The following is a 25547-nucleotide window of genomic DNA, read 5'->3' on the forward strand; positions in this document are numbered from 1 at the left end:
TCAGGATTCAGGCGTCTTCTTTCTCCGAAATGTACGGATCAGGATACCCAAGAGCAAGCATTATCTCGGTCTCCAGCCCTTCCATCTCGTCCGCTTCGTCGTCTTCAATATGGTCGTAACCCAGCAGATGCAGCGTGCCGTGCACCACCATATGTGCCCAGTGGGCTTCAACGCTTTTACCCTGTTCAGCGGCTTCCTGCTCAACGACCTGGCGGCAGATGATCAGATCGCCCAGCAGCGGCAGCTCAATGCCCGGCGGTGCTTCAAACGGGAAAGAGAGGACGTTGGTCGGCTTGTCTTTGCCGCGATAAGTCAGATTAAGCTCATGACTTTCCGCTTCGTCAACCAGACGTACTGTGACTTCGCTTTCGGGCTGGAAAGGGGTAACAGCCGCTGAGAGCCAGCGGTGAAACTGGCTTTCATCAGGCAAATCAGCGGTGTTATCACAGGCGACCTGCAGGTCGAGAATCACCTGGCTCATTTGCTCTCCTGCGTGGCATTCTGTGCTGCCAGCGCTTCACGTTTACGCTCTTCAGCCTGCTGGTCACGGCGGGTCTGATCGGCGGCTTCCCAGGCTTCATAAGCGGTGACAATGCGGGCAACGACCGGATGGCGCACCACATCTTCGCTGTGGAAGAAGTTAAAGCTGATTTCTTCCACGTCTGCCAGCACCTCAATGGCATGGCGCAGGCCCGACTTGACGTGACGCGGCAGGTCAATCTGGGTAACGTCACCGGTAATCACCGCTTTGGAGTTGAAGCCAATGCGCGTCAGGAACATCTTCATCTGCTCGATGGTGGTGTTCTGACTCTCATCAAGAATGATAAACGCATCGTTCAGCGTTCGACCGCGCATATAGGCCAGTGGGGCAACCTCAATAACGTTGCGCTCCATCAGCTTTTCAACGCGCTCGAAGCCGAGCATTTCAAACAGCGCATCGTAGAGCGGACGCAGATAAGGGTCGACTTTCTGACTCAGGTCGCCTGGCAGGAAGCCGAGCTTTTCACCCGCTTCGACGGCAGGGCGGGTCAGCATGATGCGGCGAATCTCCTGACGCTCCAATGCATCCACGGCCGCAGCCACCGCCAGATAGGTTTTACCGGTACCGGCCGGGCCGACACCAAAGGTAATGTCGTGGTCGAGCACATTCGCGATGTACTGCGCCTGGTTTGGCGTACGCGGTTTGATGACACCACGCTTGGTCTTGATATTAACCGCTTTACCGTATTCCGGCACGCTTTCGGCGGTTTGCTCCAGTACCCGGCTCTCTTTGATCGCCAGGTGAATCTGGTCTGGCTCGATATCCGGGATCTCGCCACGCATTGGCGCGGTATCGACATACAGGGTCTTCAGAATATCTGCGGCGGCATTGACGCAAAGTGGGCGTCCTGACAGCTTAAAGACGTTGTCGCGACGATTGATCTCAATGCCCAGACGACGCTCAAGCTGTTTTACATTATCGTCGAAAGGCCCACACAGGCTCATCAGACGACGGTTATCAGCCGGTTCAAGGGCGATTTCACGAGTTTCGATATTCAAACGAATCCTTTGGGTCACTCAGGGCCAGTTATGGGATGTGTCTGACGCACCGTTGGGCTTAACCGGATGCACCATAACGAAATTATTTATGCCGTAACGCCTGGGCGCAAGCTTAAGGAGAGATATTTGGGCGACACTTTCAGAAACCAAGTGTCGTGGCGTGAAATTGGCGGCAACGCAATGCGCGCTGCCGCACAATATAGCAGGTATCACGGCTGGAACAGACCCACGCCGATGTCGTTTTCTTTGCGGGTACGGGCAATCACGGATGCCGGGCTTTGCGCCATACGCAGGCCCATCTCTTCTTCAGTACGCACCAGCCTGCCGCGCAGCGAGTTGGTGTAGACATCAACAATTTCAACATCCACAAAGCGGCCAATCATCTCAGGCGTGCCTTCAAAATTGACTACGCGGTTATTTTCGGTGCGGCCAGAGACTTCCATGACGTTCTTGCGGGAGATGCCTTCCACCAGAATACGCTGCACGGTGCCGAGCATGCGGCGACTGATCGCCTGCGCCTGCTGGTTAATGCGGTCCTGCAGGATCCACAGACGCTGCTTTTTCTCCTCTTCACTGACATCATCCGGCAGGTCAGCAGCGGGCGTGCCGGGACGGGCAGAGTAGACAAAGCTGAAGCTGACGTCGAAATTGATGTCGGCGATGAGGTTCATGGTCTGCTCGAAATCCTGCTGGGTTTCACCCGGGAAGCCGATGATGAAGTCAGAGCTGATCTCAATATCCGGGCGCGCCGCGCGCAGCTTGCGGATAATCGCCTTATACTCCAGTGCGGTATGCGCGCGCTTCATCAGCGTCAGAATACGGTCTGCACCACTCTGAACCGGCAGATGCAGGAAACTCACCAGCTCCGGGGTATCGCGATAGACATCAATGATGTCATCAGTGAACTCAATCGGGTGGCTGGTGGTGAATCGAATGCGGTCGATGCCGTCGATAGCGGCGACCAGGCGCAGCAGCTCAGCAAAGGTACAGATCTCACCATCAAAGGTGGCACCACGATAAGCGTTGACGTTCTGACCCAACAGGTTAACTTCACGCACGCCCTGCGCCGCCAGTTGGGCGATCTCCAGCAGAATATCATCGCTGGGACGGCTCACTTCCTCACCACGGGTGTAAGGCACCACGCAGAAAGTACAATATTTGTTGCAGCCTTCCATAATAGAGACAAAGGCTGTCGGACCTTCTGCACGCGGTTCCGGCAGACGGTCAAATTTCTCAATTTCCGGGAAGCTGATGTCGACTACCGGGCTTTTGGTGCCGCGCACAGTGTTGATCATCTCCGGCAGGCGGTGCAGCGTCTGCGGACCAAACACAATATCCACGCAGGGAGCACGCTGACGAATATGATCGCCTTCCTGCGACGCCACACAGCCACCCACGCCGATAATCACATCCGGGTTGCGCTCTTTAAGTTTTCTCCAGCGTCCCAGCAGATGAAACACCTTCTCCTGCGCTTTCTCACGAATGGAGCAGGTGTTAAGCAGCAGAATATCTGCCTCTTCAGGGACCTCGGTCAGCGTATAGCCGTGCGTACTATTCAGCAGATCAGACATCTTGGATGAATCATACTCATTCATCTGACATCCCCAGGTTTTGATATGCAGTTTTTTTGTCATCGCGCTAGCCATTGATTCAGTGCAGTGAAGTGAGGGGCGCGTATTGTAATGCTTTGATGCTGTGGTGACCAGCCTGAGGGCTTTTCTGCCAGCCATCGGGTTTTCCGGTACACTTTGCTCTATTCAGACCCGCAATGCGCAGGCTGGCAGGAATAAGAGAGGGAGTTAAGCAATGCAGGATAATCAGTTTGATGTCGTGATTGTCGGCGGTGGCATGGTCGGTGCTGCGCTGGCCTGTGGACTGACACAACACCATTTTCGCGTGGCGGTGATTGAGCGTGCCGAACCCGCGCCGTTTGATGCCGACAGCGATCCCGATCTGCGAATTTCAGCAATCGGATCTTCCTCGGTGGCGTTGCTGAAGCAGCTCAATGTCTGGCCGCGGGTCGAAGCGATGCGCAGTGCGCCCTATCGCAGGCTGGAAACCTGGGAGTGGCAGACCGCGCAGGTGAGTTTTGATGCTGCCTCGCTGAACTTGCCTGAACTGGGCTTTATGGTCGAGAACAGCGTGCTTCAGCGGGCATTATGGGAGGAGATGCAGTCGCTGGGCGTGACCTGCTATTGCCCGGCCACGCTGGAAAACCTGCAGCCAGAAAATGGCGGCTGGCGCATCGACCTTAACGACGGCATGGCCTTGCATACCCGGCTGGTGATTGGTGCAGATGGCGCAAACTCGCAGGTGCGGCAGATGGCCGGAATCGGGATTCATGGCTGGAGCTATGCGCAGTCCTGCCTGCTGATAAGCGTGACCTGCGAACATCCGGCAGGGGATGCGACCTGGCAGCACTTTACACCTCAGGGACCACGAGCCTTTTTACCGCTGTATGGCAACCGGGCCTCGCTGGTCTGGTATGACGCGCCCGCAAGAGTGCGTCAGCTTCAGGCGATGCCGATAGCCCAGCTGGAAAAAGAGATTGCCAGCCACTTCCCGGCGCGGTTGGGACGGTTTAAAGCCCATGCGGCGGGTGGCTTCCCGCTGGTGCGACGTCATGCTTCACGTTATGTCCTGCCTGGGCTGGCGCTGGTCGGTGATGCGGCGCATACCATTAATCCGCTGGCCGGGCAGGGCGTGAATCTGGGGTATCGCGATAGTGATGCGTTGATAGATGTACTGGTGAGCGCACGCGGTGCTGCGGAGGACTGGGCCTCAGAGCGGGTATTACAGCGCTATCACCGGCAGCGTCGCAAAGACAATCTGCTGATGCAGGGCGGGATGGATCTCTTTTATTTTGCCTTCAGCAATCAGCTGGCACCGCTGCGGTTTGCGCGAAATCTTGGACTGATTGCTGCCGAACATTCTGGCGTACTGAAGCGGCAGGTATTGCGTTACGCGCTGGGGCTATAGCCGCTTACGTGTTCAGGCTCGCCGCAGGGCGGGCCTGTAATCAGGATGGTGGAGAAGGGATAAAAACAACAAAGCCCGCAAAAGCGGGCCTGGTTGTGCAATTTGGCTGGGGTGCAGGGATTCGAACCCCGGAATGCTGGTATCAGAAACCAGTGCCTTACCGCTTGGCGACACCCCAATAATGGGCTTTTCAAATTGTCTTTGTATGGCTGGGGTGCAGGGATTCGAACCCCGGAATGCTGGTATCAGAAACCAGTGCCTTACCGCTTGGCGACACCCCAATTATATGGTGGCTACGACGGGAATCGAACCTGTGACCCCAGCATTATGAGTGCTGTGCTCTAACCAGCTGAGCTACGTAGCCAAATTGTACTGCATTTCAATGATGGCTGGGATACCTGGATTCGAACCAGGGAATGCCGGTATCAAAAACCGGTGCCTTACCGCTTGGCGATATCCCATTCGTCCGTTCTCAGCATACAAGAATCATCGAAATTGGCTGGGATACCTGGATTCGAACCAGGGAATGCCGGTATCAAAAACCGGTGCCTTACCGCTTGGCGATATCCCATCCACGCTGCCGAATAATGAAATGGTGCGGGAGGCGAGACTTGAACTCGCACACCTTGCGGCGCCAGAACCTAAATCTGGTGCGTCTACCAATTTCGCCACTCCCGCAAAAAAAGATGGTGGCTACGACGGGAATCGAACCTGTGACCCCAGCATTATGAGTGCTGTGCTCTAACCAGCTGAGCTACGTAGCCATCTTTTTTTCGCGTTACCTTCATCGGCGTTGCGGGGCGCATTATGCGGAGTTGACCAGACAGCGTCAACAAGTTTTTTACCGTTTTTTGCCAGATAATCGCTGTTTGACTGGCTTATAACCAGCCTGGCGGTTTATTCGGCAATTTTTCAGTGAATACAACGCTCATCGTAAAAAAAATGGGCCATAACAGGCCCATTCCGGTGGCTTTCTGTCAGGTTATTTATAGGCTGACTGATGCACACCCACGGCACGTCCGGAAGGATCGTCCATGTTTTTAAACGCTTCATCCCACTCAATCGCTTTGGCGGAAGAACAGGCAACGGATGGACCGCCAGGCACACACTCTGCCGCACTCGCTAACGGGAACAGCTCTTCGAAGATCTCACGATAGAGATAAGCTTCTTTCGAACCCGGCGTGTTGAACGGGAAGCGGAAATGGGCGGTTGCCAGCTGCTGGTCGCTGATTTGCTTCGCGGCCACTTCCTTGAGTGAGTCGATCCAGCTGTAACCCACACCATCAGAGAACTGCTCTTTCTGACGCCACGCTACGCTCTCTGGCAGGTAAGAGGAGAAACATTCACGCAGAATGTGTTTCTCCATTTTACCGTTGCTGCCACACATTTTGTCGGCAGGGTTGATACGCATTGCCACATCCAGGAATTTTTTATCCAGGAAGGGTACGCGGGCTTCAACGCCCCAGGCGGACATCGCTTTGTTGGCACGAGCGCAGTCGAACATATGCAGCGCCTGCAGTTTACGCACGTTTTCTTCGTGGAACTCTTTGGCGTTTGGCGCTTTATGGAAGTAGAGATAGCCGCCAAAGACTTCGTCTGCACCTTCGCCTGACAGCACCATCTTAATGCCCATTGCTTTGATTTTACGCGACATTAAGTACATCGGCGTAGAGGCGCGAATGGTAGTGACGTCATAGGTTTCAATGTGATAAATCACATCGCGAATCGCATCCAGACCTTCCTGCACGGTGAAATGAATTTCGTGGTGCACGGTGCCCAGATGTTCAGCGACAGATTTTGCTGCTTTTAAATCAGGTGAACCTTCCAGCCCGACCGCAAAGGAGTGTAGCTGCGGCCACCACGCATCACTTTTATCCTGATCTTCAACCCGTTTCGCCGCAAAACGCTTGGTCACGGCTGAAATGATGGAGGAGTCCAGACCGCCTGACAGCAGCACGCCATAAGGGACGTCTGACATCAGGTGGCTTTTCACGGACTCTTCAAGCGCATGTTTCAGGCCTGCCGCATCAGTGGTGTTGTGTTCAACGTTTTTGTATTCCATCCAGTCACGCTGCCAGTAACGACGGATTTCGCCATCGGTGCTGGAGAGATAGCTTCCCGGCGGGAACTCTTTGATCGAACGACACGCCGGTACCAGCGCTTTCATTTCTGACGCAACAAACAGGTTGCCGTGTTCATCGTTACCCATATAAAGCGGGATGATACCGATATGGTCGCGGCCAATCAGATACGATTTCTTAACGCTGTCATAGAGGATAAAGGCGAACATGCCTTCCAGCTCATCAAGGAAATCGACACCTTTCTCCTGATAGAGCGCCAGAATCACTTCACAGTCAGAACCGGTCTGAAATTCATAGCGATCGCTGAGCTCAGCGCGCAGCGCCTGATGGTTGTAAATTTCGCCGTTAACGGCCAGTACGTGGGTGTGATCGGCGTTGTACAGGGGCTGTGCGCCGTTGTTAACGTCAACAATTGAGAGGCGTTCATGCGCCAGAATAGCCTTGTCATCTGCATAGACGCCTGACCAGTCCGGGCCGCGATGACGCATTAGGCGCGAACATTCCAGCGCTTTCTTGCGCAGCTCAACAGGATCGGTTTTCAGATCCAGCACACCAAAAATTGAACACATAACTGACTCCTGATCTCACCCTACGGCGATGTTATCTTTTGCGTTTGTCCGGCAGCCTGACGCTGCGTGATAGATAAGAAAATGCGCTATTTGGTGCATTCAATGCAAGAGGAATCGTGATTTACTGATAAAAATATTGCTCACATGGCAATAAAATTGAATGAACGATAATTTTAATGTTGTTTTGTTGTTGGATCGGCAATGAAATGGCGTTTGTGAGTAAAAAACAGGCAGTGAAAGTAGGCGGGAACATGCAAAAAAAGGGGGACGCATCACAGATTAACCGGATGCGTCATAAGAAAAATGAATCAGAACAGATCAATATCGGCAACAGAAGGGTAGATCCAGTCCGGACGGAACGGCATGGCATCGATATCACTCAGCGTCGAGACGCCTGACAGCACCAGTACTGTCTCCAGACCTGCCTGGAAACCGGCGAGAATATCGGTTCGCAGGTTATCACCCACAATGACCGTCTCTTCCGAGTGGGCCTGCATTTTATTCAGCGCGGCACGCATGATGTAAGGGCTGGGTTTGCCCACCACAAACGGGCTACGACCTGAGATCTTCTCAATACCGGCGCAGAGCGCGCCACAGGCGGGTATAAAGCCGCGCGCGTGCGTATCGGGGTTAGTGGCGATGAAGCGCGCGCCGTTAGCGACGAAGAAGGCGGCTTTGTGCATCATGTCCCAGTTGAACGAACGCGTCTCCCCGACAATGACAAAATCGGGATTCACATCCGTAATGGTAAAGCCCGCTTTATAGAGCTCATGAATCAACGCGCCTTCACCAATGACATAGGCCTTTTTACCCTCCTGACGACGCAGGAAGTCTGCTGTAGCCATGGCAGAGGTATAGAAAACGGATTCAGGGACCTCGACACCAGCCGAAGCAAAGCGGTTAGCCAGATCCTGCTCGGTCTGCGAGGGATAGTTCGTCAGCACCACCAGCGGCATCTCTTTGGCCAGAATGCGCTGTAAAAATTCCTGTGCGCCAGGAACGGCCGTGTTGTCGTGCATCAGCACGCCATCGATATCACAAATTACGCTTTTAATGGTCATAGTCAGATCCGATGTGGCCCGCCACAACAGCGGGTTAGCTTAGTCTTCCAGAAGATGTTGCAGCAGAATGCCGTTAAGCATGGCACGTTTAGCCAGCGCAAACGCGCCAATCGCAGAACGGTGATCCAGGGTAGAACGCACCACCGGCAGATTTTTACGGAAAGCTTCTAATGCCTGGGTGTTGATGCAGCCTTCAATCGCGGGCAGCAGCACTTTTTCTGCTTCCGTAATCTCGCCCGCCAGCACAACTTTTTGTGGATTAAACAGGTTAATCGCGATGGCAATCGCTTTGCCGAGATACCGGCCTACCTGTTCGACCACTTCACAGGCCAGCGGATCACCCTGATTGGCCGCTTTGCAGATGTGGGACATCTGGCACGCCTCCAGCGTCAGTACACTGGGGTAGCCCTGATTCAGCAGATGCCGCACCCGATTTTCAATGGCGCCGTTAGCGGCAATGGTTTCAAGGCAGCCAAAGTTGCCGCAGTGACAGCGCTCGCCAAGCGGGTCAACCTGGATATGGCCGATTTCGCCGACGTTGCCGTTGCTGCCGAGGAAAATATGACCGTTAGCAATAATGCCGGCACCCGTGCCACGGTGTAAGCGCACCAGGATTGAGTCAGCACAGTCGCGACTTGCACCGAAATAGTGCTCGGCCAGCGCCAGACTGCGAATATCGTGCCCCACAAAACTGGTGACGTTGAACCGTTTCTTCAGACTGGCGACCAGCGGCCAGTGGCTGACAGAGATGTGTGGCATATAACGGATCACGCCGTTAATCGGGTCAACCAGGCCCGGCAGGATGACGGAAATCGCGATCAGCTCGCGTATTTTACGCTGGTGCTGCTCGATAAAGCCGTTGATGGCGTTAAACAGCGCATGCTCCAGCGTCTCCTGGGTGCGTTCCGGCAGCGCATAATCTTCCTGCGCCAGCGATTTACCGCTGAGGTCGAACAGGGTCAGGGTGGCATCGTTGCGGCCGAGGCGAACCCCGATGGTATGGAAGTGGCGGGTTTCAGTGATAATCGAGATAGCGCGGCGACCACCGGTAGACGCCTGCTGGTCTACCTCTTTGATCAGGCCGCGCTCAATCAACTGGCGGGTAATTTTGGTGACGCTGGCGGGGGCGAGCTGGCTGAGTTCGGCAATCTGAATGCGCGATATCGGCCCCTGTTGATCAATCAGCCGGTAAACCGCTGCGCTATTAAGTTGCTTAACAAGATCGACATTTCCTATTTGTGACTGGCCGCCAGTGGTCATTCAGTGCTTACTCGCTCAGGACGTCGTCTCCGTTGACTAACGTCTTAATGATTTTAAAGTCGCGCGTAAACACAGTCAGGTTCGCGATTTTTCCTGCTTCGATCGAGCCCAACTGTCTTTCCACGCCCATCGCCCGTGCCGGGTAGAGTGATGCCATGCGTAACGCTTCGTCCAGTGCGATACCGACATGCTCGACGCTGTTTTGTACCGCTTCAATCATCGTCAGGGCCGAACCACTGAGTGTGCCGTTTTCGTCAACACAGAGGCCGTCACGATAATAGATTGTTTTTCCAGCAAAAATAAACTCGCTGATTTCAGCGCCAGCCGGTGCTGTGGCATCCGTTACCAGCACCAGTTTGTCGCCTTTGATGCGTTTTGCATTGCGCACGTTAGCGTAATGTACATGTAAACCATCCGCAATAATGCCGCAGTATACATCAGGCGAATCAAACAGCGCACCGATAAGCCCGGGTTCACGTCCGGCAAACGCCGGCATAGCATTGTAGAGGTGGGTCGCGAAACTCACGCCCGCAGCAAAGCCCGCTTTCGCCTCTTCATAGGTCGCATTCGAGTGACCTGCTGAGACAATGATTCCGGCATCGGTCAACTGACGAATCACGTCGCTGCCTGCGTTTTCCGGTGCCAGGGTGACTTTGGTAATGACGTCTGCGTTGTCGCAAAGATACTGCACCATCGCCGCATCCGGCAGGCGAATCAGTGCCGGATCGTGTGTGCCTTTTTTCGCTTTGCTCAGCCACGGGCCTTCCAGATGCAGACCCAGCGCCTGATGCTGATGTTTCTGCAGGTAAGCGCGCATGGTTTCAATCGCCCGCTTCATCAGCGCGTCGCTGCTGGTGATCAGCGTCGGTAAAAAGCTGGTGCAGCCAGACTTTTCATTGGCGCGCTGCATCGTTTCCAGCGTCTCAATGCTGAGCGCATCCAGGCTGTCATTGAACTGCACGCCACCGCAGCCATTAAGCTGGAGATCGATAAAGCCCGGCGCAATAATCGCACCCGCCATATCCCGCTGCTCAATATCAGCCGCGAGCGATTCACGCGGGCAGACGCGCGCAATGTACCCGTCTGCCACCACGACGGCGTGATTATCCAGAATCTCATGGCCGCTGTAGATCCGGCCGTTTACTAATGCGTACATCTCTCTTCTCCCGTCCTGGCCTGCTGTCACTCAGCGTAACAGCAGGGCAAGGCACTATTCTGTTACACGCCTTTCATATTTTCCGCTTCCATTTCGCGGAAATATTTCACGGTTTTCACTTTCAGTTCCATGGTGGCTGGCTCATCACAGACCACAACCGATTTCGCATGCAGCTGCAGACAGCTGATGGTCCACATATGATTCACGTTACCTTCAACTGCTGCCTGCAGTGCCTGCGCTTTGACATGACCGGTAACCAGAATCATGACTTCTTCGGCATCCAGCAGCGTGCCGACGCCGACCGTCAGCGCATATTTAGGTACCTGATCAACGTCCCCGTTAAAGAAGCGCGAGTTCGCCACGCGGGTGTCATGGGTCAGGGTTTTAATACGGGTACGCGAAGCCAGTGACGAAGCCGGTTCGTTAAAGGCGATATGACCGTCGTTGCCAACGCCGCCCATAAACAGGTGAATTTTACCCAGTGCGCGAATTTTCTCTTCGTACTGACGACATTCTGCGTCAATATCAGGCGCATTACCATTCAGCAGGTTGATATTTTCCGGTTGAATATCAACGTGATCGAAGAAGTTACGATACATAAAGCTGTGATAGCTTTCAGGATGCTCTTTTGGCAGACCGACATATTCATCCATATTGAAAGTCACGACATGTTTAAAACTGACCTGGCCCGCTTTGTGCATATCTATCAGGTGCTTGTACGCCTCCAGTGGCGTGCCGCCGGTTGGCAGACCCAGAACAAAAGGCCTGTCCGCCGTCGGGTTAAACGCATTGATGCGGTTAACAATATGTCGGGCGGCCCATTTACCTACCTGGGTTGGCGTCGCTAATGGAATCAGTCTCATGTTTCACCTCAATTAAAAATGGAAAGGGGATCGCTAAACCGCTGCGTTAGTCATCAGCCAGAGCAGATGATCTATTCTCGCCACGGGCGGAGCACAATTCAATATTTCGGATCATAAAATAAGTTTGTGGTGATAGCCAGATGTTGCCGTGTGACACGATGTTTTTTAGTGATAAAAATCACATTTACCAGGGTTTTAATTTGCGAGGCGAATTAATTTATCATTACACTTCGCTGCGTGATATGAAGTGTATTAACGATCTTTGCAGCTGACATAACAACATTAAGCAGCGCAAAGCGACAAGTCAGGCTCATAGGGGGAAGGGGATATGTTAGGTTACTTACAAAAGGTGGGGCGCGCACTGATGGTGCCGGTAGCAACCCTGCCAGCAGCAGCGATATTAATGGGGGTCGGTTACTGGATTGATCCAGACAGTTGGGGGGCAGGTAATGCGCTGGCGGCATTACTGATCAAGTCGGGTGCGGCAATCATTGAGCACATGTCGGTGCTGTTTGCGATCGGTATTGCCTACGGCATGTCAAAAGATAAAGATGGTGCCGCAGCGCTGACTGGCTATGTCGGCTTTCTGGTGGTCACCACGCTCTGCTCACCCGCTGCAGTGTCGATGATTCAGAAAATTCCTTTGGATCAGGTGCCAGCAGCCTTTGGCAAAATTGAAAACCAGTTTGTCGGCATCCTTGTCGGTATTCTGTCGGCAGAGGTCTATAACCGCTTCAGCCACGTTGAACTGCCTAAGGCACTCTCTTTCTTCAGCGGACGCCGGCTGGTGCCGATTCTCGTTTCGTTCCTGATGATCTTTGTCGCTTTTATCCTGATGTATATCTGGCCCGTGGTGTTTAATGGTCTGGTTAACTTTGGTGAACATATCCAGAAGCTCGGCTCTGCCGGTGCCGGTATCTACGCCTTCTTTAACCGCCTGCTGATTCCGGTCGGTCTGCATCACGCCCTGAACTCCGTGTTCTGGTTTGATGTTGCGGGCATTAATGACATTCCTAAATTCCTGGGCGGTGCACAGTCACTGGCTGATGGGTCGGCAACCGTGGGCATTACCGGTCGTTATCAGGCAGGCTTCTTCCCGATTATGATGTTTGGTCTGCCGGGTGCTGCGTTGGCCATCTATCACTGTGCGCGTCCAGAGAACCGTGTCAAAGTCGGTAGTATCATGCTGGCTGCCGCGTTTGCTGCCTTCTTTACCGGTATCACCGAACCGCTGGAATTCTCCTTCATGTTCGTGGCGCCAGTACTCTATCTGATTCACGCCGTCCTGACCGGCATCTCGGTCTTTATCGCTGCCAGCATGCACTGGATTGCCGGATTTGGTTTCAGCGCCGGGCTGGTGGATATGGTGCTGTCGACCCGTAACCCGCTGGCAACACACTGGTACATGCTGATTCCGCAGGGCCTGGTCTTCTTCGTTATCTACTACGTGGTATTCCGCTTCACCATCAAAAAATTCAACCTGATGACGCCGGGCCGCGAGCTGGCAGTTGCGGGTGATGAAAGTGATGGTTATGACGTCAACGTGGATAAAACTGACAATGGCGAAACGGCCACTGAATCGCTGGCGCGTCGTTATATTGGTGCCGTGGGCGGCTCAGCCAACTTAACCAGCATCGATGCCTGCATTACCCGCCTGCGTCTTAACGTGAATGATTCGGCGCAGGTTAATGAAGGCGTTGCGAAGCATCTGGGTGCATCCGGGGTGATCCGCCTTAATAAGCAGAGCGTGCAGATCATCGTGGGTACCCAGGCCGAAAGCATTGCCTCGGCGATGAAAAAAGTCCTGACCAAGGGGCCGGTCGCAGCCGCGGCTACCAGCAGTGCGCCAGTGGAGCCTGACATTAAACCGCAGGCCGTGCTGAACAGTGAGAAGCGTGTTATTGCGACATTGCTGGCACCGGTATCGGGCGAAGTGGTCGCGCTGGATGATGTGCCGGATGAAGCCTTTGCCAGCAAAGCAGTTGGCGATGGTCTGGCGATCAAACCCAGCGACAAATGGGTCGTGGCACCGATTGACGGTACGCTGGTGAAAATCTTCAACACCAATCACGCCTTCTGTCTGGAAACGGAGAATGGTGTAGAGATAGTGGTGCACATGGGACTGGATACCGTGGCGCTGGAAGGTAAAGGCTTTACCCGTCTGGCTGAAGAGGGGGCCACGGTGGTCGCCGGTCAGCCTGTGCTGGAAATGGACCTTGAATTCCTCAATGCCAATGCCCGCTCAATGGTGAGTCCGGTCGTGGTCAGCAACAGCGATGATTTTGCCGGTCTGACATTACTGGCCCGCGGTCAGGTGGTGGCAGGTGAAACTCCGCTGTATGAAGTGAAAGGCTAATCCCCGCAACATAACCCCACAGGCAGGAAGCGATTCCTGCCTTTTTTGTTTTAAAGGCTTAACAAACGGTTGTTTCCCTCAGACGCTTTGTGGATCATACTCCGTTACTTCGTGGTACAAATCACCCGTTATTCGTATTGAGGATTTTTGAGATGAGTGAGGCTGAAGCCCGCCCAACTAACTTTATTCGTCAGATCATTGACGAAGATTTGGCGAGCGGTAAGCACAGCAGCGTGCATACCCGTTTCCCGCCAGAGCCCAATGGTTATCTGCATATTGGTCATGCGAAATCGATCTGTCTGAATTTTGGCATCGCCCAGGATTATCAGGGGCAATGCAACCTGCGTTTCGACGATACCAATCCGGTTAAAGAGGATATGGAATTTGTTGAATCCATCAAGCGTGACGTCCAGTGGCTGGGTTTTGAGTGGAGCGGTGAGGTCTGTTACTCATCAAACTATTTTGATCAGCTTTATGACTATGCTATCGAGCTGATTTCTAAAGGTCTCGCCTACGTTGATGAGCTGAGTCCGGATCAGATTCGCGAATATCGCGGCACCCTGAAAGAGCCGGGCAAAAACAGCCCTTATCGCGATCGCAGCGTGGAAGAGAACCTGGCGCTGTTTGAGAAGATGCGAAACGGTGAGTTTGCCGAAGGCACTGCCTGTCTGCGCGCGAAAATCGACATGGCCTCTAATTTTATCGTGATGCGTGATCCAGTGCTTTACCGCATCAAGTTCGCGGAACACCACCAGACCGGCAACAAGTGGTGCATCTACCCGATGTATGACTTTACCCACTGCATCTCCGATGCGCTGGAAGGCATTACGCACTCGCTGTGTACGCTGGAGTTCCAGGATAACCGCCGTCTCTATGACTGGGTGCTGGATAACATCACCATTCCGGTTCATCCGCGCCAGTATGAGTTCTCGCGCCTGAATCTGGAGTATGCGGTAATGTCGAAACGCAAACTCACTCAGCTGGTGACCGAGAAGCACGTTGAAGGCTGGGACGATCCGCGCATGCTGACCGTTTCAGGTCTGCGTCGTCGTGGTTACACCGCCGCCTCTATCCGCGAGTTCTGCCGTCGTATCGGCGTGACCAAGCAGGATAACATCGTGGAGATGGCCTCGCTGGAGTCCTGTATCCGTGATGACCTGAATGAGAATGCGCCACGTGCTATGGCTGTGCTGGATCCGCTGAAAGTGGTGATCGAAAACCTGCCAGCAGGCCATAACGAAATCATCACCATGCCAAATCATCCGGGTAAACCGGAGATGGGTACGCGTGAAGTGCCGTTCAGCCGCGAGATCTGGATTGACCGTGCCGATTTCCGCGAAGAGGCGAACAAGCAATATAAGCGCCTGGTGCTGGGCAAAGAAGTCCGCCTGCGCAATGCCTATGTGATTCGTGCTGAGCGCGTCGCTAAAGATGAAGCGGGCAACATCACCTGCATCTACTGCACCAGCGACGTAGACACGCTGAGCAAAGATCCTGCCGATGGCCGTAAGGTCAAAGGGGTCATTCACTGGGTGTCTGCGGATCACGCGCAGCCAGCAGAGTTCCGCCTGTATGATCGTCTGTTCAGTGTGCCAAATCCGGGCGCGGCAGAGGACTTCCTGGCGGTGATCAACCCTGAGTCACTGGCGATCAAACAGGGCTTTGTGGAACCGAGCCTGCGCGATGTGGAACCGACCACTCCGTTCCAGTTTGAACGTGAAGGTTATTTCTGCGCCGACAGCGTTTACTCTACGCCATCGCAACTGGTGTTTAACCGCACTGTCGGTCTTCGTGATACCTGGGCGAAAACTGGCGAATAAATTTTTTTGAGGCTGACCTCATAAAATGACAAAAGGGCGATTTATCGCCCTTTTTTGTTGCCCTGATTTTACTCATTGCCGACATTTATTCTGATCTAACCGCAACCGATTAAATGCCGCATTGTGAGAGAAATCTGAGTTTAAAAAAATTAATCAATTTCCAGATGTGAATTATCCGCTTTCAGGTAGGCTATGCGCTCTCAAAGGTTGCAAAGCGGGTTACAGAAGGAAAAAAAATGACAGTTCTCGCCCAGGAAGCCAGAAACAGTGTGGTCGTTTTACATCAGCTCATTGAACGTATTTTTAACCAGCCTGCCGGATCTGACGACAGTTTTGAGCTGCTGATGTCCTATTTTCATCCTGAATTCCGCATGGTCACCCCAAAGGGCAGAGAGTGCAATCTGAACGAGGTCGAGGCGCTTTTCCGGCAGCTGCAGGGACAGCGCGAAGGGATGCGCATTGTCACCTGCGAACACGTCATCCTCTCTCATCATGAAAAAGAGATCACCGTACAGTATCGCGAAATGCAGATGATGAATGGCAATAATCAGATCCGTATCTCGCTGGCGATACTGGACTGCAGCAGCTCTATTCCACGCTGGCGCTATCTGCAGGAGACGCTGGTCGCCTGATACAACAGCCGAAGACAGACGAAAAAAAACCGGTGAATTCACCGGTTTTTTTATTTCAGGTCGCGTTACTGGTCGTGCAGGGTTTCGTCTTCCCGGCAATCACCCAGCGTACAGTGTCCATAGAGATAGAGGCTGTGGTTGGTCAGCTTGATGCCATGACGGGTGGCGATTTCACGCTGACGCGTTTCGATCGACTCATCGCTGAACTCAATAACCTTGCCGCAATCCAGGCAGATCAGATGATCGTGGTGATGCTGCTGCGTCAGTTCAAAGACAGATTTACCGCCTTCAAAGTTGTGACGGGTCACGATACCGGCGTCATCGAACTGGTTCAGAACACGGTAAACGGTAGCCAGGCCAATCTCTTCGCCGATGTCGATCAGGCGTTTGTACAAATCTTCCGCACTGACGTGATGGCACTCAGGTTCCTGAAGCACTTCCAGAATTTTCAGTCTGGGCAGCGTCACTTTCAGGCCAGCCTTCTTTAATGCGGTGTTATTGTCAGTCATGCGGATTTTGTCCTGTCACTATATTCACTTTTGTGGCTTATCGCCTTGAATGTCGATCTGCGCTCATTCTCATTTGCGTCTCATTATAGAACTGAAGCGATGAAATGAAAACCAGAGGGCGTGCCTGAATCATCACGGGCTGTGGGGGATAGGTCACCGGGCCGGGGAGGATTCTGGCAGATGTCTGTTGGTACATCGCTTAGTCTTACCGCCTGAAAAAATAAGCGGAAGATCGATGCGGGTATTCTACAGATTAAACGGAGAAAGTTAAAAAAATGTGGCTATTATTTCTATAGGAATTTCCATTGCCTCAATGTGAGCTGGCGCTCACATTGAGGCGGGCAGGATCAGGCTTCAAGGATATCTTTCAGCTGCAGTTCATCAGAAATCTGCTTAACCCACTGCTCTACGCGCTGGTTGGTCAGTTCAGGCTGACGATCTTCATCGATGGCCAGACCCAGGAAGTGGGTATCATCGGCCAGCCCTTTTGAGGCTTCGAAGTGATAGCCTTCAGTTGGCCAGTGGCCCACTATTACGGCACCGTGCGGCTCAATGATGTCACGGATCGTGCCCATCGCATCACAGAAGTACTCCGCGTAATCTTCCTGATCGCCGCAGCCAAACAGCGCAACCAGCTTGCCGTTGAAATCGATCTCTTCCAGCGTCGGGAAAAAGTCATCCCAGTCGCACTGCGCTTCACCATAGTACCAGGTCGGAATGCCCAGCAGCAGGATATCAAACGCTTCCAGATCTTCTTTTGTGCTTTTCGCGATGTCATGCACTTCTGCAACGTCTGTACCCAGCTGTTTCTGGATCATTTTTGCAATGTTTTCGGTATTGCCGGTATCGCTGCCAAAGAAGATGCCTACGAGTGCCATGAGTAAAATAACCTCTTAAATCCTGATAATGAGATGTGTGCCGCAGCACATTTCAGCGAATAATAGCAGACGAGAGAAAACCGGTGAACGGTTAAAGCCCCGACATTTGCTCCTGCGTGCGTTTTGCCCGCATTAATCCAGTTGGAGCTGTGCCAGCAGCATCTGTTCAATCAGTTCGCTGCGGCTGAGATTGCGCTGTTCTGCCAGCGTGTTGAGCGCATCGACGGCTTCACTGTTCATTTTCAGTTCGACACGACGAAGTCCGCGTCCTTTGTCACGTTTGAGTTGATTGCGCTTGTTAATGCGCAGCTGTTCATCACGCGAAAGCGGGCTGGTTTTGGGTCGACCAGGGCGGCGCTCATCAGCAAAGAGATCGAGCGTCGTGCGGTCAGTCTGTTCTTTTGCCATGGCTTAGTAAAACTGAATGGGGGCGGGCGCCAGTCACTCACCGCGCAGATTATAAATTATTGGCCATTGCCGCAGCAAAACGGACGCGCGGCAAAATTTTAGCGCGCCATCATACTTCACGCTTACTCCGGACGCCAATCCTAAACCTTTGCCGCCATCTATTTGCTTTTAAAGCGCAAAAAAGCGACGGACACTGCGCAAAACGGCATCGGGTTTCTCTGCATGAACCCAGTGTCCCGCGCCTCCAATGACATGGGCCTGCGCGGCAGGGAACTGCTGCAGTAGCGCATCGCGGTAGCGGTTGTCCAGATAGCTGGAGTCGCCGCCGCGAATAAACAGCGCCGGATGATCCCAGGCCGGAACCGGCTGCCAGCCCGAGATCGTGGTGTAGTTATCCCACAGCACCGGGACGTTAAAGCGCCACTCGCCCGCCTGAAATGACTTCAGCAGGAACTGAATCACCCCTTCTTCATCGATAAGCGTACGCATAATCTTCGCCGCCTCACTGCGTGACGAGACGCCTGCGTCGGTTACAGCTCGAATGCCGGCAAAGATCTCGTCATGGCGGCGGGTCTGGTAGTCGACCGGGGCGATATCGATCATCACCAGCCGCTCAATGCGGTCCGGCACCAGCGCGCTCATGGTCATGGCGATCTTGCCGCCCATTGAGTGACCGATCACCGCGACGCGTTCAATGCCGTGCGCATCCAGCGTATCGACCATGTCCTGCGCCATTACAGCGTAGTTCATCTCGTCAGATCGTGGAGAGAGTCCGTGGTTACGGACATCAACCTGCAGCAGAGGACCGGCATCTTTCAGTCCGCGCGCCAGCACGCCAAGGTTATCCAGACTGCCAAAAAGGCCATGGATAAGCAGGACAGGTAAGGAATCAGCAGGGGATTGTTCAGTTTGCAGACGGGCGTTCAAAATCATAGCAAAGTTCTTAAGTTTGAGACCTGTGCTTAGGTTATCATGGTTTCACCTTTTCAGGCGCGCCGGTTCCGGCGGCATTAGGACATATTCTGACTTTTGCCCGTAAACCGTTTGATTGCTAACAACCCGCCTGAATTTAACTTTATAATCCTGATGTTAGAACCCGCACATCCTTTGAATTGCCTGACTATACTCAGAGCTTTTCAGGAAACAGGTGGTTCTGTCATGAGAAAGAACCGTACGGAATAAGATGAAAACGATCGAAGTTGACGAAGAGCTCTACCGTTATATTGCCAGCCACACGCAACACATTGGTGAAAGCGCATCCGACATTCTGCGTCGTATGCTGAAGTTCACTGCCGGTCAGACTGCACCCGCTTCGCCTGCTCAGCCAGCCTCAAAAGAGGCAGCGAAAGAGTCTCAGCCTGCGTCTGTCGGTTCGCGCCTGCAGGATCGTGTCCGCGCGGTGCGAGAGCTGCTGCTTTCCGATGAATATGCGGAGCAGAAGCGGGCGGTGAATCGCTTTATGCTTATCTTGTCAACGCTCTATCGTCTTGATACTGCAGCTTTTGCTGAAGCTACTGCATCTTTGCAGGGCCGCACCCGCGTCTACTTTGCCGGTGATGAGCATACGCTGTTACAGAATGGCACCCATACTAAGCCGAAGCATGTGCCCGGCACGCCGTACTGGGTGATCACCAACACCAATACCGGTCGTAAATGCAGCATGGTCGAACACATCATGCTCTCGATGCAGTTCCCTGCGGAACTGACCGAGAAAGTTTGCGGCACCATCTAAAACTTAAGCGTCAGGGAGCAGCGCCAATGGCCAATCACCCACGTGCCGGGCAACCCGCCCAGCAGAGCGATTTGATTAACGTTGCACAATTAACGTCACAATATTATGTCCTGCAGCCCGATGTGGCGAACCCGGAACACGCGGTGAAATTTGGCACCTCTGGCCATCGTGGCAGTGCAGGGCGTCAGAGCTTCAACGAGATGCACATTCTGGCTATCGCTCAGGCGATTGCTGAAGAGCGTAAAAAGAACGGTATCACCGGGCCTTGCTACGTTGGTAAAGACACCCATGCGCTATCAGAGCCGGCGATCCTGTCGGTGCTGGAAGTGCTGGCGGCGAACGGCGTTGATGTGATTGTGCAGCAGGACAATGGCTATACGCCGACCCCTGCAATCTCGAACGCGATTCTTGAGCACAACAAAGCGGGTGGACCGCTGGCTGACGGTATCGTCATCACACCATCGCACAACCCACCGGAAGATGGCGGCATCAAGTACAATCCACCTAACGGGGGACCGGCTGATACCAACGTCACCAAAGTGGTGGAAGATCGCGCCAATCAGCTGATCAAAGATGGGCTGAAAGAGGTGAAACGTCTGCCGCTGGAACAGGCGATGGCGAGTGGCCACGTGGTCGAGAAAGATCTCATCCAGCCTTACGTTGAAGGTCTGGCAGAGATTATCGACTTTCCGGCGATCCAGAAAGCGGGTCTGAAGCTGGGTGTTGATCCCCTGGGTGGTTCCGGTATTGCTTACTGGCAGCGTATTGCTGAGCATTATAAGCTGGATCTGACGCTGGTGAACGACGCAGTCGATCAGACCTTCCGCTTTATGCATCTGGATAAAGATGGTGTTGTGCGCATGGACTGCTCGTCTGAAAGCGCAATGGCAGGTCTGCTGGCCTACCGTGACAAGTTTGATCTGGCGTTCGGCAACGATCCCGATTATGACCGTCACGGCATTGTGACTCCGGCGGGTCTGATGAATCCAAACCACTATCTGGCGGTCGCGATCAACTATCTGTTCCAGCATCGTCCACAATGGGGCCAGGATGTTGCCGTGGGTAAAACCCTGGTGTCCAGCGCCATGATTGACCGTGTCGTCAACGACATTGGCCGCAAGCTGGTGGAAGTGCCGGTTGGCTTCAAATGGTTTGTTGATGGTCTGTATGACGGCAGTTTTGGTTTCGGCGGCGAAGAGAGCGCGGGTGCTTCATTCCTGCGTTTCGACGGCACGCCATGGTCAACGGACAAAGATGGCATCATCATGTGTCTGCTGGCGGCTGAAATTACCGCCGTGACCGGTAAAAACCCGCAGCAGCACTATGATGAGCTGGCCGCGCGCTTCGGCGCACCAAGCTACAACCGTCTGCAGGCATCCGCCACTTCGGCGCAGAAAGCTGCGCTGTCGAAGCTGTCACCAGAGATGGTGAGCGCAGATACGCTGGCGGGTGATCCCATCACCGCGCGCCTGACGGCAGCACCAGGTAACGGTGCTTCAATCGGCGGTCTGAAAGTGATGACGGAGAATGGCTGGTTTGCGGCCCGTCCATCAGGCACCGAAGACGCTTATAAAATCTACTGTGAAAGCTTCCTGGGCGCAGAACATCGCGCGCAGATTGAGAAAGAAGCCGTAGAGATTGTTAGTGAAGTGCTGAAAAACGCCTGATTAGTCGGTCAGATAAAGAGGCGCATCGCGCGCCTCAGAGCTGCTGACAAACTCACATCAGGGTAAATCTGACCGCAACGGATTTATTTAACGCGCAGGGAGCAGGGTCAGAAGAGGAAAGCGTCACACGCCATGGACAAAAACGCCGGGAGCGTTTTTGAATAACGCAAAGCGTTAGCCCGGCAACGGTCGCACCTCACGGATGAGGTGCGTAATCGCGTGGGCCGAGCTGGTCATGGATTGGCTTTAGCGTCTTTCCGATCTGACCCTGTTTCCTGAGCAAGCTCGGTCTCACAGCGAACCGGGCCAGAATTTGTTGACAGTCTCAGGCGCCTCTGGCGCCTTTTTTTATGGCATAAAGCGATAGCCGATCCCGGTTTCGGTCAGCAGATGCGCCGGTTGGGTTGGATTCGCTTCCAGCTTCTGGCGCAGATGACCCATATAGATGCGCAGATAATGGCTGTGCTCAACCGCATTGGGTCCCCAGACCTGGCTCAGCAGCTGCCGCTGCGTCAGCACCTTGCCGGCATTATTCAGTAGAATACTCAACAGACGAAACTCAATCGGGGTGAGGTGAATCTCACTGCCGCCGCGCTGTACCCGCCGTGCGGCAAAATCGACACTCACGTCGGCAAAGTGAATCCTGGCATCAGGCTGCTGGCCACTGTGCCGGCGCAGCGCCACCCGCACGCGCGCCAGCAGTTCGCCCACGCCGAACGGTTTGGTCAGATAGTCATCGGCCCCTGCATCCAGTGCGGCGATCTTATCCTGCTCATCACTGCGCGCCGATAGTACAATCACCGGGATAGCGCTCCACTGGCGCAGGTCGCGAATAAAATCGGTGCCATCTCCATCAGGCAGGCCAAGATCGAGGATCACAAGGTCTGGCTTGCGGGTCGCCGCTTCAATTAGTCCGCGCTGCAGCGTATCGGCATCAAACACCTTCAGATCTTCATTTTCCAGCGCCAGCCGGACAAAGCGGCGGATCTCTTTTTCATCTTCAACGATCAAAACCGTGGTCACGCAATACCTGCCTTGAGTGAGGGCCGAAGCGCTACTTTATCAATATTTTATGCTGCCGTCCGCGCACTTCATCTTTCGGATATTCAAACCCTCCTGTAACCTGGCGGTAACTTATCTGTAACTAAATTACAGGTTAATTCTTAAACAGCAAAAATAGCGACAATTAAGTGGTCAGATGAGTAGTAAAATTACACTATCTGGCGTAAAGTTGAACACAGATCACATTCGCACACTTTAACTTACCGGGAGGAGAAACCATGTATCAGGCTTATCCACGTTATAAAATACTCGCACGCCGTACGCTGGTGGTTCTTCTCGGCGTTCTGGCTCTGCCTGTCATGTTGTTCCGACAGGATCGGGCGCGTTTCTACAGCTATCTGCATCGCGTCTGGTGTAAGACCAGTGCAAAGCCGGTCTGGCTGGCGCAGTCTGAAGCCGGTGGTGGCGCATTCTGGTAATGCGTCCTGCCACAGAACAGGCCTGGTCATCTGACCGGGCTTTTTTTTGCGTTTTTTCTGAGAATAAGCGGTCCGGAACCGCGTTTTACCCCTTTATTCCTGGCCATTTTGCGCTACACTTAAACCTCTACAAGATTTTAGAGGTTGTACAAGTATGAGCAAAAAAATCCCCGTTGGAATCAGTGCATGCCTGCTCGGCGATAGCGTGAGGTTTGATGGTGGCCATAAGCGTCTTACTTTTGCGACTGAGGATCTTACGCCATTTGTCCGCTTTGAGCCGATCTGTCCTGAAATGGCGATTGGACTGCCTACGCCGCGTCCGGCATTGCGTCTGGTAAAGCAGGGCGATGATGAGTTGCATCTTTGCTTCAGCAAAGACGGCGGCGAAGAAGTCACTGCTCAGATGCGTAACTGGTCTGCCGAGCGGGTCAAATCGCTGCATCATCTCTCCGGTTATATCCTGTGCGCCAAATCGCCCAGCTGTGGGATGGAGCGCGTGCGGGTCTACGAGCCTGACAACAACAACAACCGAAAAGTGGGCACCGGTATTTTTGCGGAGTTCCTGCAGCGTGAAATGCCCTGGCTGCCGCTGGAAGAAGATGGACGCCTGCACGATCCCGCCCTGCGTGAAAACTTTATTGGTCGTATCTGCGCACTGCACGAATTTAATCAGATGTGGGAAAACGGCCTGACCCGTCAGGGACTGATCGGCTTCCACAGTCGTTACAAACTGATGATGCTGGCGCACTCGCAGGAGAAATATCGCGAACTGGGGCCCTTTGTCGCCTCGATGAGCGAGTGGGACTCGCTGGATGCCTTTGCCTTTGAGTACCGTAATCGCATGATGGAACTGATGTCACGTCCCGCCTCACGTCGCAATCACACCAATGTGCTGATGCATGTGCAGGGCTACTTCCGCACGCATCTGAGTTCACCGCAGCGCCAGGAGCTGGCAACGCTGATTGACCGCTATCGTCAGGGCACACAGCCGCTGCTGGTACCGATTACCATTCTTAAGCACTACATGGCCGAGTTCCCACATCCGTGGCTGGCACAGCAGCGCTATTTCGATCCCTATCCCGAAGCCTTGCGCTTACGCTACGGACAGTAATTCAGGAGGCGTATGACCACCCATCTGGTCTGGCTGCGTAATGATTTACGCATCAATGATAATCTGGCGCTCCACGCTGCCTGCAGCGACAGCAAAGCGAAAGTGATGGCGCTCTTCCTCGCTACGCCAGAACAGTGGCAGCAGCATGATATGTCCCCCAGGCAGGCGGCGTTTATTCACGCCAGTCTGTTGCAGGTGCAAAGTGCGCTGGCTGAGCGGGGCATTGAGTTGCACTATCAGGCGTGTCACGCCTTCAGCGACAGTATTGATGTGCTGGCAGAATTCTGTGAGAAGCATCAGGTCGATCAGCTCTTCTACAACTATCAGTATGAGGTTAACGAGCGTCAACGCGATGCAGAGGCGGAAAAGCGTCTTGACGATGCGGGCGTGATTTGTCAGGGCTTTGATGACACCCTGCTGCTGCCACCAGGCAGTGTACAGAGTGGCGATCGCACGATGTATAAGGTCTTTACTCCCTTCAGCAAAGCCTTTGTCCGCCGTTTGCAGCAGAGTCTGCCGGAGTGCGTGCCTGCACCTAAGCCGCGCGACGGTGCGCCGCTGAAAACCGCCCCAATCCCTGCGTTTGACTATCTGACCGAAGCCTTTGATGAGGACCTGTTTCCCGCAGGCGAAGCGGCCGCCCTGAAGCGGTTGCGTCATTTCGCCACTCAACCCGTTATCGATTATCCCGCGAAGCGCGATCTTCCGGCGCTGGACGCCACCAGCCGCCTGTCGGTCTATCTGTCAACCGGCGTGCTGTCGCCACGTCAGTGCCTGCATCGCGTGCTGCATGAACATCCCGATGCGCTGGACAACAGTCGCGCATTTACCTGGCTGAACGAGCTGATCTGGCGTGAGTTCTACCGTCATCTGCTGGTGGCTTACCCGGCACTGTGTCGTCACAAGCCCTTTATCGACTGGACGCGTCACGTTGAATGGCAGCGTGACGACGCGCATTTCGAAGCCTGGAAAGCGGGAAAAACCGGCTATCCGATCGTCGATGCTGCAATGCGTCAGATGAAGGCGCTGGGCTGGATGCACAACCGTTTACGTATGATCACCGCCAGTTTCCTGGTCAAAGATCTGCTGATCGACTGGCGCGAAGGCGAACGCTATTTCATGCAGCAGCTGATTGATGGTGACCTGGCCGCAAACAATGGTGGCTGGCAGTGGGCGGCTTCCACTGGTACAGACTCAGCACCTTATTTCCGCATTTTTAACCCGACCACGCAGGGTGAGCGCTTTGATGAGCAGGGTGAGTTTATCCGTCACTATCTGCCGGAGCTGGCGGACGTCCCGGACAGCCATATTCACCAGCCTCATCTCTGGGCGGAAAAGAACAACAGGAAACTCGATTATCCGGCACCAATCGTGGATCATAAGGCAGCCCGTAAAAAGACATTAGACGCCTTTGAGCGCGCCAAAAGCGCCGCCTGAGGCCTCGA

The 25547-nt window shown here is 53.8% G+C and carries 22 protein-coding genes and 7 tRNA genes; 9 read left to right on the forward strand and 20 right to left on the reverse strand.

Translation table 11 applies throughout. The features are described 5' to 3' along the window. Positions 1–7: 7 nt before the first annotated feature. The 3 genes from ybeY to miaB all read right to left on the reverse strand — a co-directional run bounded on the left by ybeY (position 8) and on the right by miaB (position 3173). Positions 8–481: an rRNA maturation RNase YbeY gene (gene ybeY / locus AC6I8J_RS05175; RefSeq protein ID WP_222924366.1), complete on the reverse strand. Its 474-nt coding sequence runs from the start codon at positions 479–481 to the stop codon at positions 8–10. Beyond that, positions 478–1539: a PhoH family protein gene (locus tag AC6I8J_RS05180; RefSeq protein ID WP_161732097.1), complete on the reverse strand. Its 1062-nt coding sequence runs from the start codon at positions 1537–1539 to the stop codon at positions 478–480. Before AC6I8J_RS05180 ends, ybeY begins: the two co-directional genes overlap by 4 nt. Positions 1540–1748: 209 nt before the next feature. Continuing rightward, on the reverse strand, positions 1749–3173 hold the full coding sequence (gene miaB, locus AC6I8J_RS05185; protein WP_161732099.1) for a tRNA (N6-isopentenyl adenosine(37)-C2)-methylthiotransferase MiaB: 1425 nt from the start codon (positions 3171–3173) through the stop codon (positions 1749–1751). A 172-nt stretch (positions 3174–3345) separates the two neighbouring features. Here miaB and ubiF point away from each other — a divergent pair, with 172 nt between their 5' ends. Then, positions 3346–4518, forward strand: coding sequence for a 3-demethoxyubiquinol 3-hydroxylase (gene ubiF, locus AC6I8J_RS05190; RefSeq protein WP_497825148.1), 1173 nt, complete (start codon positions 3346–3348; stop codon positions 4516–4518). Positions 4519–4621: 103 nt separating this feature from the next. On the opposite strand, the gene AC6I8J_RS05195 is transcribed toward ubiF, so the two are convergent. From AC6I8J_RS05195 to nagB, 12 genes are all read right to left on the reverse strand, one after another. Further along, a tRNA-Gln gene (locus tag AC6I8J_RS05195) sits at positions 4622–4696 on the reverse strand. Positions 4697–4724: 28 nt separating this feature from the next. Then, positions 4725–4799, reverse strand: a tRNA-Gln gene (locus AC6I8J_RS05200). A 6-nt stretch (positions 4800–4805) separates the two neighbouring features. After that, positions 4806–4882, reverse strand: a tRNA-Met gene (locus AC6I8J_RS05205). A gap of 22 nt (positions 4883–4904) precedes the next feature. Further along, positions 4905–4979 (reverse strand) — tRNA-Gln (locus tag AC6I8J_RS05210). A gap of 35 nt (positions 4980–5014) precedes the next feature. Then, a tRNA-Gln gene (locus tag AC6I8J_RS05215) sits at positions 5015–5089 on the reverse strand. Positions 5090–5111: 22 nt separating this feature from the next. Beyond that, positions 5112–5196: transfer RNA gene (locus tag AC6I8J_RS05220), tRNA-Leu, on the reverse strand. A 9-nt stretch (positions 5197–5205) separates the two neighbouring features. Continuing rightward, positions 5206–5282 (reverse strand) — tRNA-Met (locus tag AC6I8J_RS05225). 218 nt (positions 5283–5500) lie between these two features. Next, a complete protein-coding gene (gene asnB / locus AC6I8J_RS05230; RefSeq protein ID WP_013357116.1) occupies positions 5501–7168 on the reverse strand; it encodes an asparagine synthase B in 1668 nt (555 codons plus the stop codon). Positions 7169–7476: 308 nt separating this feature from the next. Then, entirely contained in the window at positions 7477–8229 is a 753-nt protein-coding gene (locus tag AC6I8J_RS05235; RefSeq protein ID WP_013357117.1) for an HAD-IIA family hydrolase, read from the reverse strand. A 39-nt stretch (positions 8230–8268) separates the two neighbouring features. Continuing rightward, on the reverse strand, positions 8269–9489 hold the full coding sequence (nagC, locus tag AC6I8J_RS05240) for a DNA-binding transcriptional regulator NagC (protein ID WP_161732104.1): 1221 nt from the start codon (positions 9487–9489) through the stop codon (positions 8269–8271). Positions 9490–9496: 7 nt separating this feature from the next. Next, the gene (gene nagA, locus AC6I8J_RS05245) at positions 9497–10645 is read right to left on the reverse strand and encodes an N-acetylglucosamine-6-phosphate deacetylase (protein WP_497825149.1); all 1149 of its coding nucleotides are present in this window, start codon (positions 10643–10645) and stop codon (positions 9497–9499) included. Between the two features lie 62 nt (positions 10646–10707). Then, positions 10708–11508 carry a glucosamine-6-phosphate deaminase gene (gene nagB / locus AC6I8J_RS05250; RefSeq protein WP_013357120.1) on the reverse strand — a complete coding sequence of 267 codons (801 nt, stop codon included), beginning with the start codon at positions 11506–11508 and terminating at the stop codon, positions 10708–10710. A gap of 328 nt (positions 11509–11836) precedes the next feature. On the opposite strand from nagB, the gene nagE reads away from it, so the two are divergent. From nagE to AC6I8J_RS05265, 3 genes are all read left to right on the forward strand, one after another. Beyond that, positions 11837–13864: an N-acetylglucosamine-specific PTS transporter subunit IIBC gene (nagE, locus tag AC6I8J_RS05255; protein WP_161732108.1), complete on the forward strand. Its 2028-nt coding sequence runs from the start codon at positions 11837–11839 to the stop codon at positions 13862–13864. A gap of 152 nt (positions 13865–14016) precedes the next feature. Next, complete coding sequence (gene glnS / locus AC6I8J_RS05260; RefSeq protein WP_253421323.1) at positions 14017–15684, forward strand: glutamine--tRNA ligase; 1668 nt, start codon at positions 14017–14019, stop codon at positions 15682–15684. A 236-nt stretch (positions 15685–15920) separates the two neighbouring features. After that, the gene (locus tag AC6I8J_RS05265) at positions 15921–16316 is read left to right on the forward strand and encodes a hypothetical protein (RefSeq protein ID WP_260057678.1); all 396 of its coding nucleotides are present in this window, start codon (positions 15921–15923) and stop codon (positions 16314–16316) included. A 65-nt stretch (positions 16317–16381) separates the two neighbouring features. Here the strand turns inward: AC6I8J_RS05265 and fur are convergent, their stop codons facing one another. The 4 genes from fur to ybfF form a co-directional block, all read right to left on the reverse strand. Next, a complete protein-coding gene (fur, locus tag AC6I8J_RS05270; protein WP_009091454.1) occupies positions 16382–16825 on the reverse strand; it encodes a ferric iron uptake transcriptional regulator in 444 nt (147 codons plus the stop codon). 347 nt (positions 16826–17172) lie between these two features. Beyond that, on the reverse strand, positions 17173–17703 hold the full coding sequence (gene fldA, locus AC6I8J_RS05275) for a flavodoxin FldA (RefSeq protein WP_013357124.1): 531 nt from the start codon (positions 17701–17703) through the stop codon (positions 17173–17175). Positions 17704–17835: 132 nt separating this feature from the next. Then, a complete protein-coding gene (gene ybfE, locus AC6I8J_RS05280) occupies positions 17836–18111 on the reverse strand; it encodes a LexA regulated protein (protein ID WP_161732113.1) in 276 nt (91 codons plus the stop codon). Between the two features lie 168 nt (positions 18112–18279). Next, positions 18280–19044 carry an esterase gene (ybfF, locus tag AC6I8J_RS05285; protein WP_033782330.1) on the reverse strand — a complete coding sequence of 255 codons (765 nt, stop codon included), beginning with the start codon at positions 19042–19044 and terminating at the stop codon, positions 18280–18282. Positions 19045–19294: 250 nt separating this feature from the next. On the opposite strand from ybfF, the gene seqA reads away from it, so the two are divergent. Both seqA and pgm read left to right on the forward strand, forming a co-directional pair. Then, positions 19295–19843 carry a replication initiation negative regulator SeqA gene (seqA, locus tag AC6I8J_RS05290; RefSeq protein ID WP_497825150.1) on the forward strand — a complete coding sequence of 183 codons (549 nt, stop codon included), beginning with the start codon at positions 19295–19297 and terminating at the stop codon, positions 19841–19843. 26 nt (positions 19844–19869) lie between these two features. Next, positions 19870–21510 (forward strand): phosphoglucomutase (alpha-D-glucose-1,6-bisphosphate-dependent), encoded by a 1641-nt coding sequence (gene pgm / locus AC6I8J_RS05295; protein WP_033731859.1) that lies wholly within the window; start codon positions 19870–19872, stop codon positions 21508–21510. Positions 21511–21858: 348 nt separating this feature from the next. Here pgm and kdpE read toward each other — a convergent pair whose 3' ends face one another. Further along, entirely contained in the window at positions 21859–22533 is a 675-nt protein-coding gene (gene kdpE / locus AC6I8J_RS05300) for a two-component system response regulator KdpE (RefSeq protein WP_222924359.1), read from the reverse strand. Positions 22534–22790: 257 nt separating this feature from the next. Here kdpE and AC6I8J_RS05305 point away from each other — a divergent pair, with 257 nt between their 5' ends. The 3 genes from AC6I8J_RS05305 to phrB all read left to right on the forward strand — a co-directional run bounded on the left by AC6I8J_RS05305 (position 22791) and on the right by phrB (position 25539). Next, positions 22791–22991, forward strand: coding sequence for a DUF2517 family protein (locus AC6I8J_RS05305; protein ID WP_013357130.1), 201 nt, complete (start codon positions 22791–22793; stop codon positions 22989–22991). A gap of 154 nt (positions 22992–23145) precedes the next feature. Continuing rightward, entirely contained in the window at positions 23146–24102 is a 957-nt protein-coding gene (locus AC6I8J_RS05310; RefSeq protein ID WP_161732118.1) for a YbgA family protein, read from the forward strand. A gap of 12 nt (positions 24103–24114) precedes the next feature. Further along, a complete protein-coding gene (gene phrB / locus AC6I8J_RS05315; RefSeq protein ID WP_497825151.1) occupies positions 24115–25539 on the forward strand; it encodes a deoxyribodipyrimidine photo-lyase in 1425 nt (474 codons plus the stop codon). Positions 25540–25547: the final 8 nt, after the last annotated feature.

Source organism: Pantoea sp. X-Soil-ISGK-355 (genome assembly GCF_059730805.1).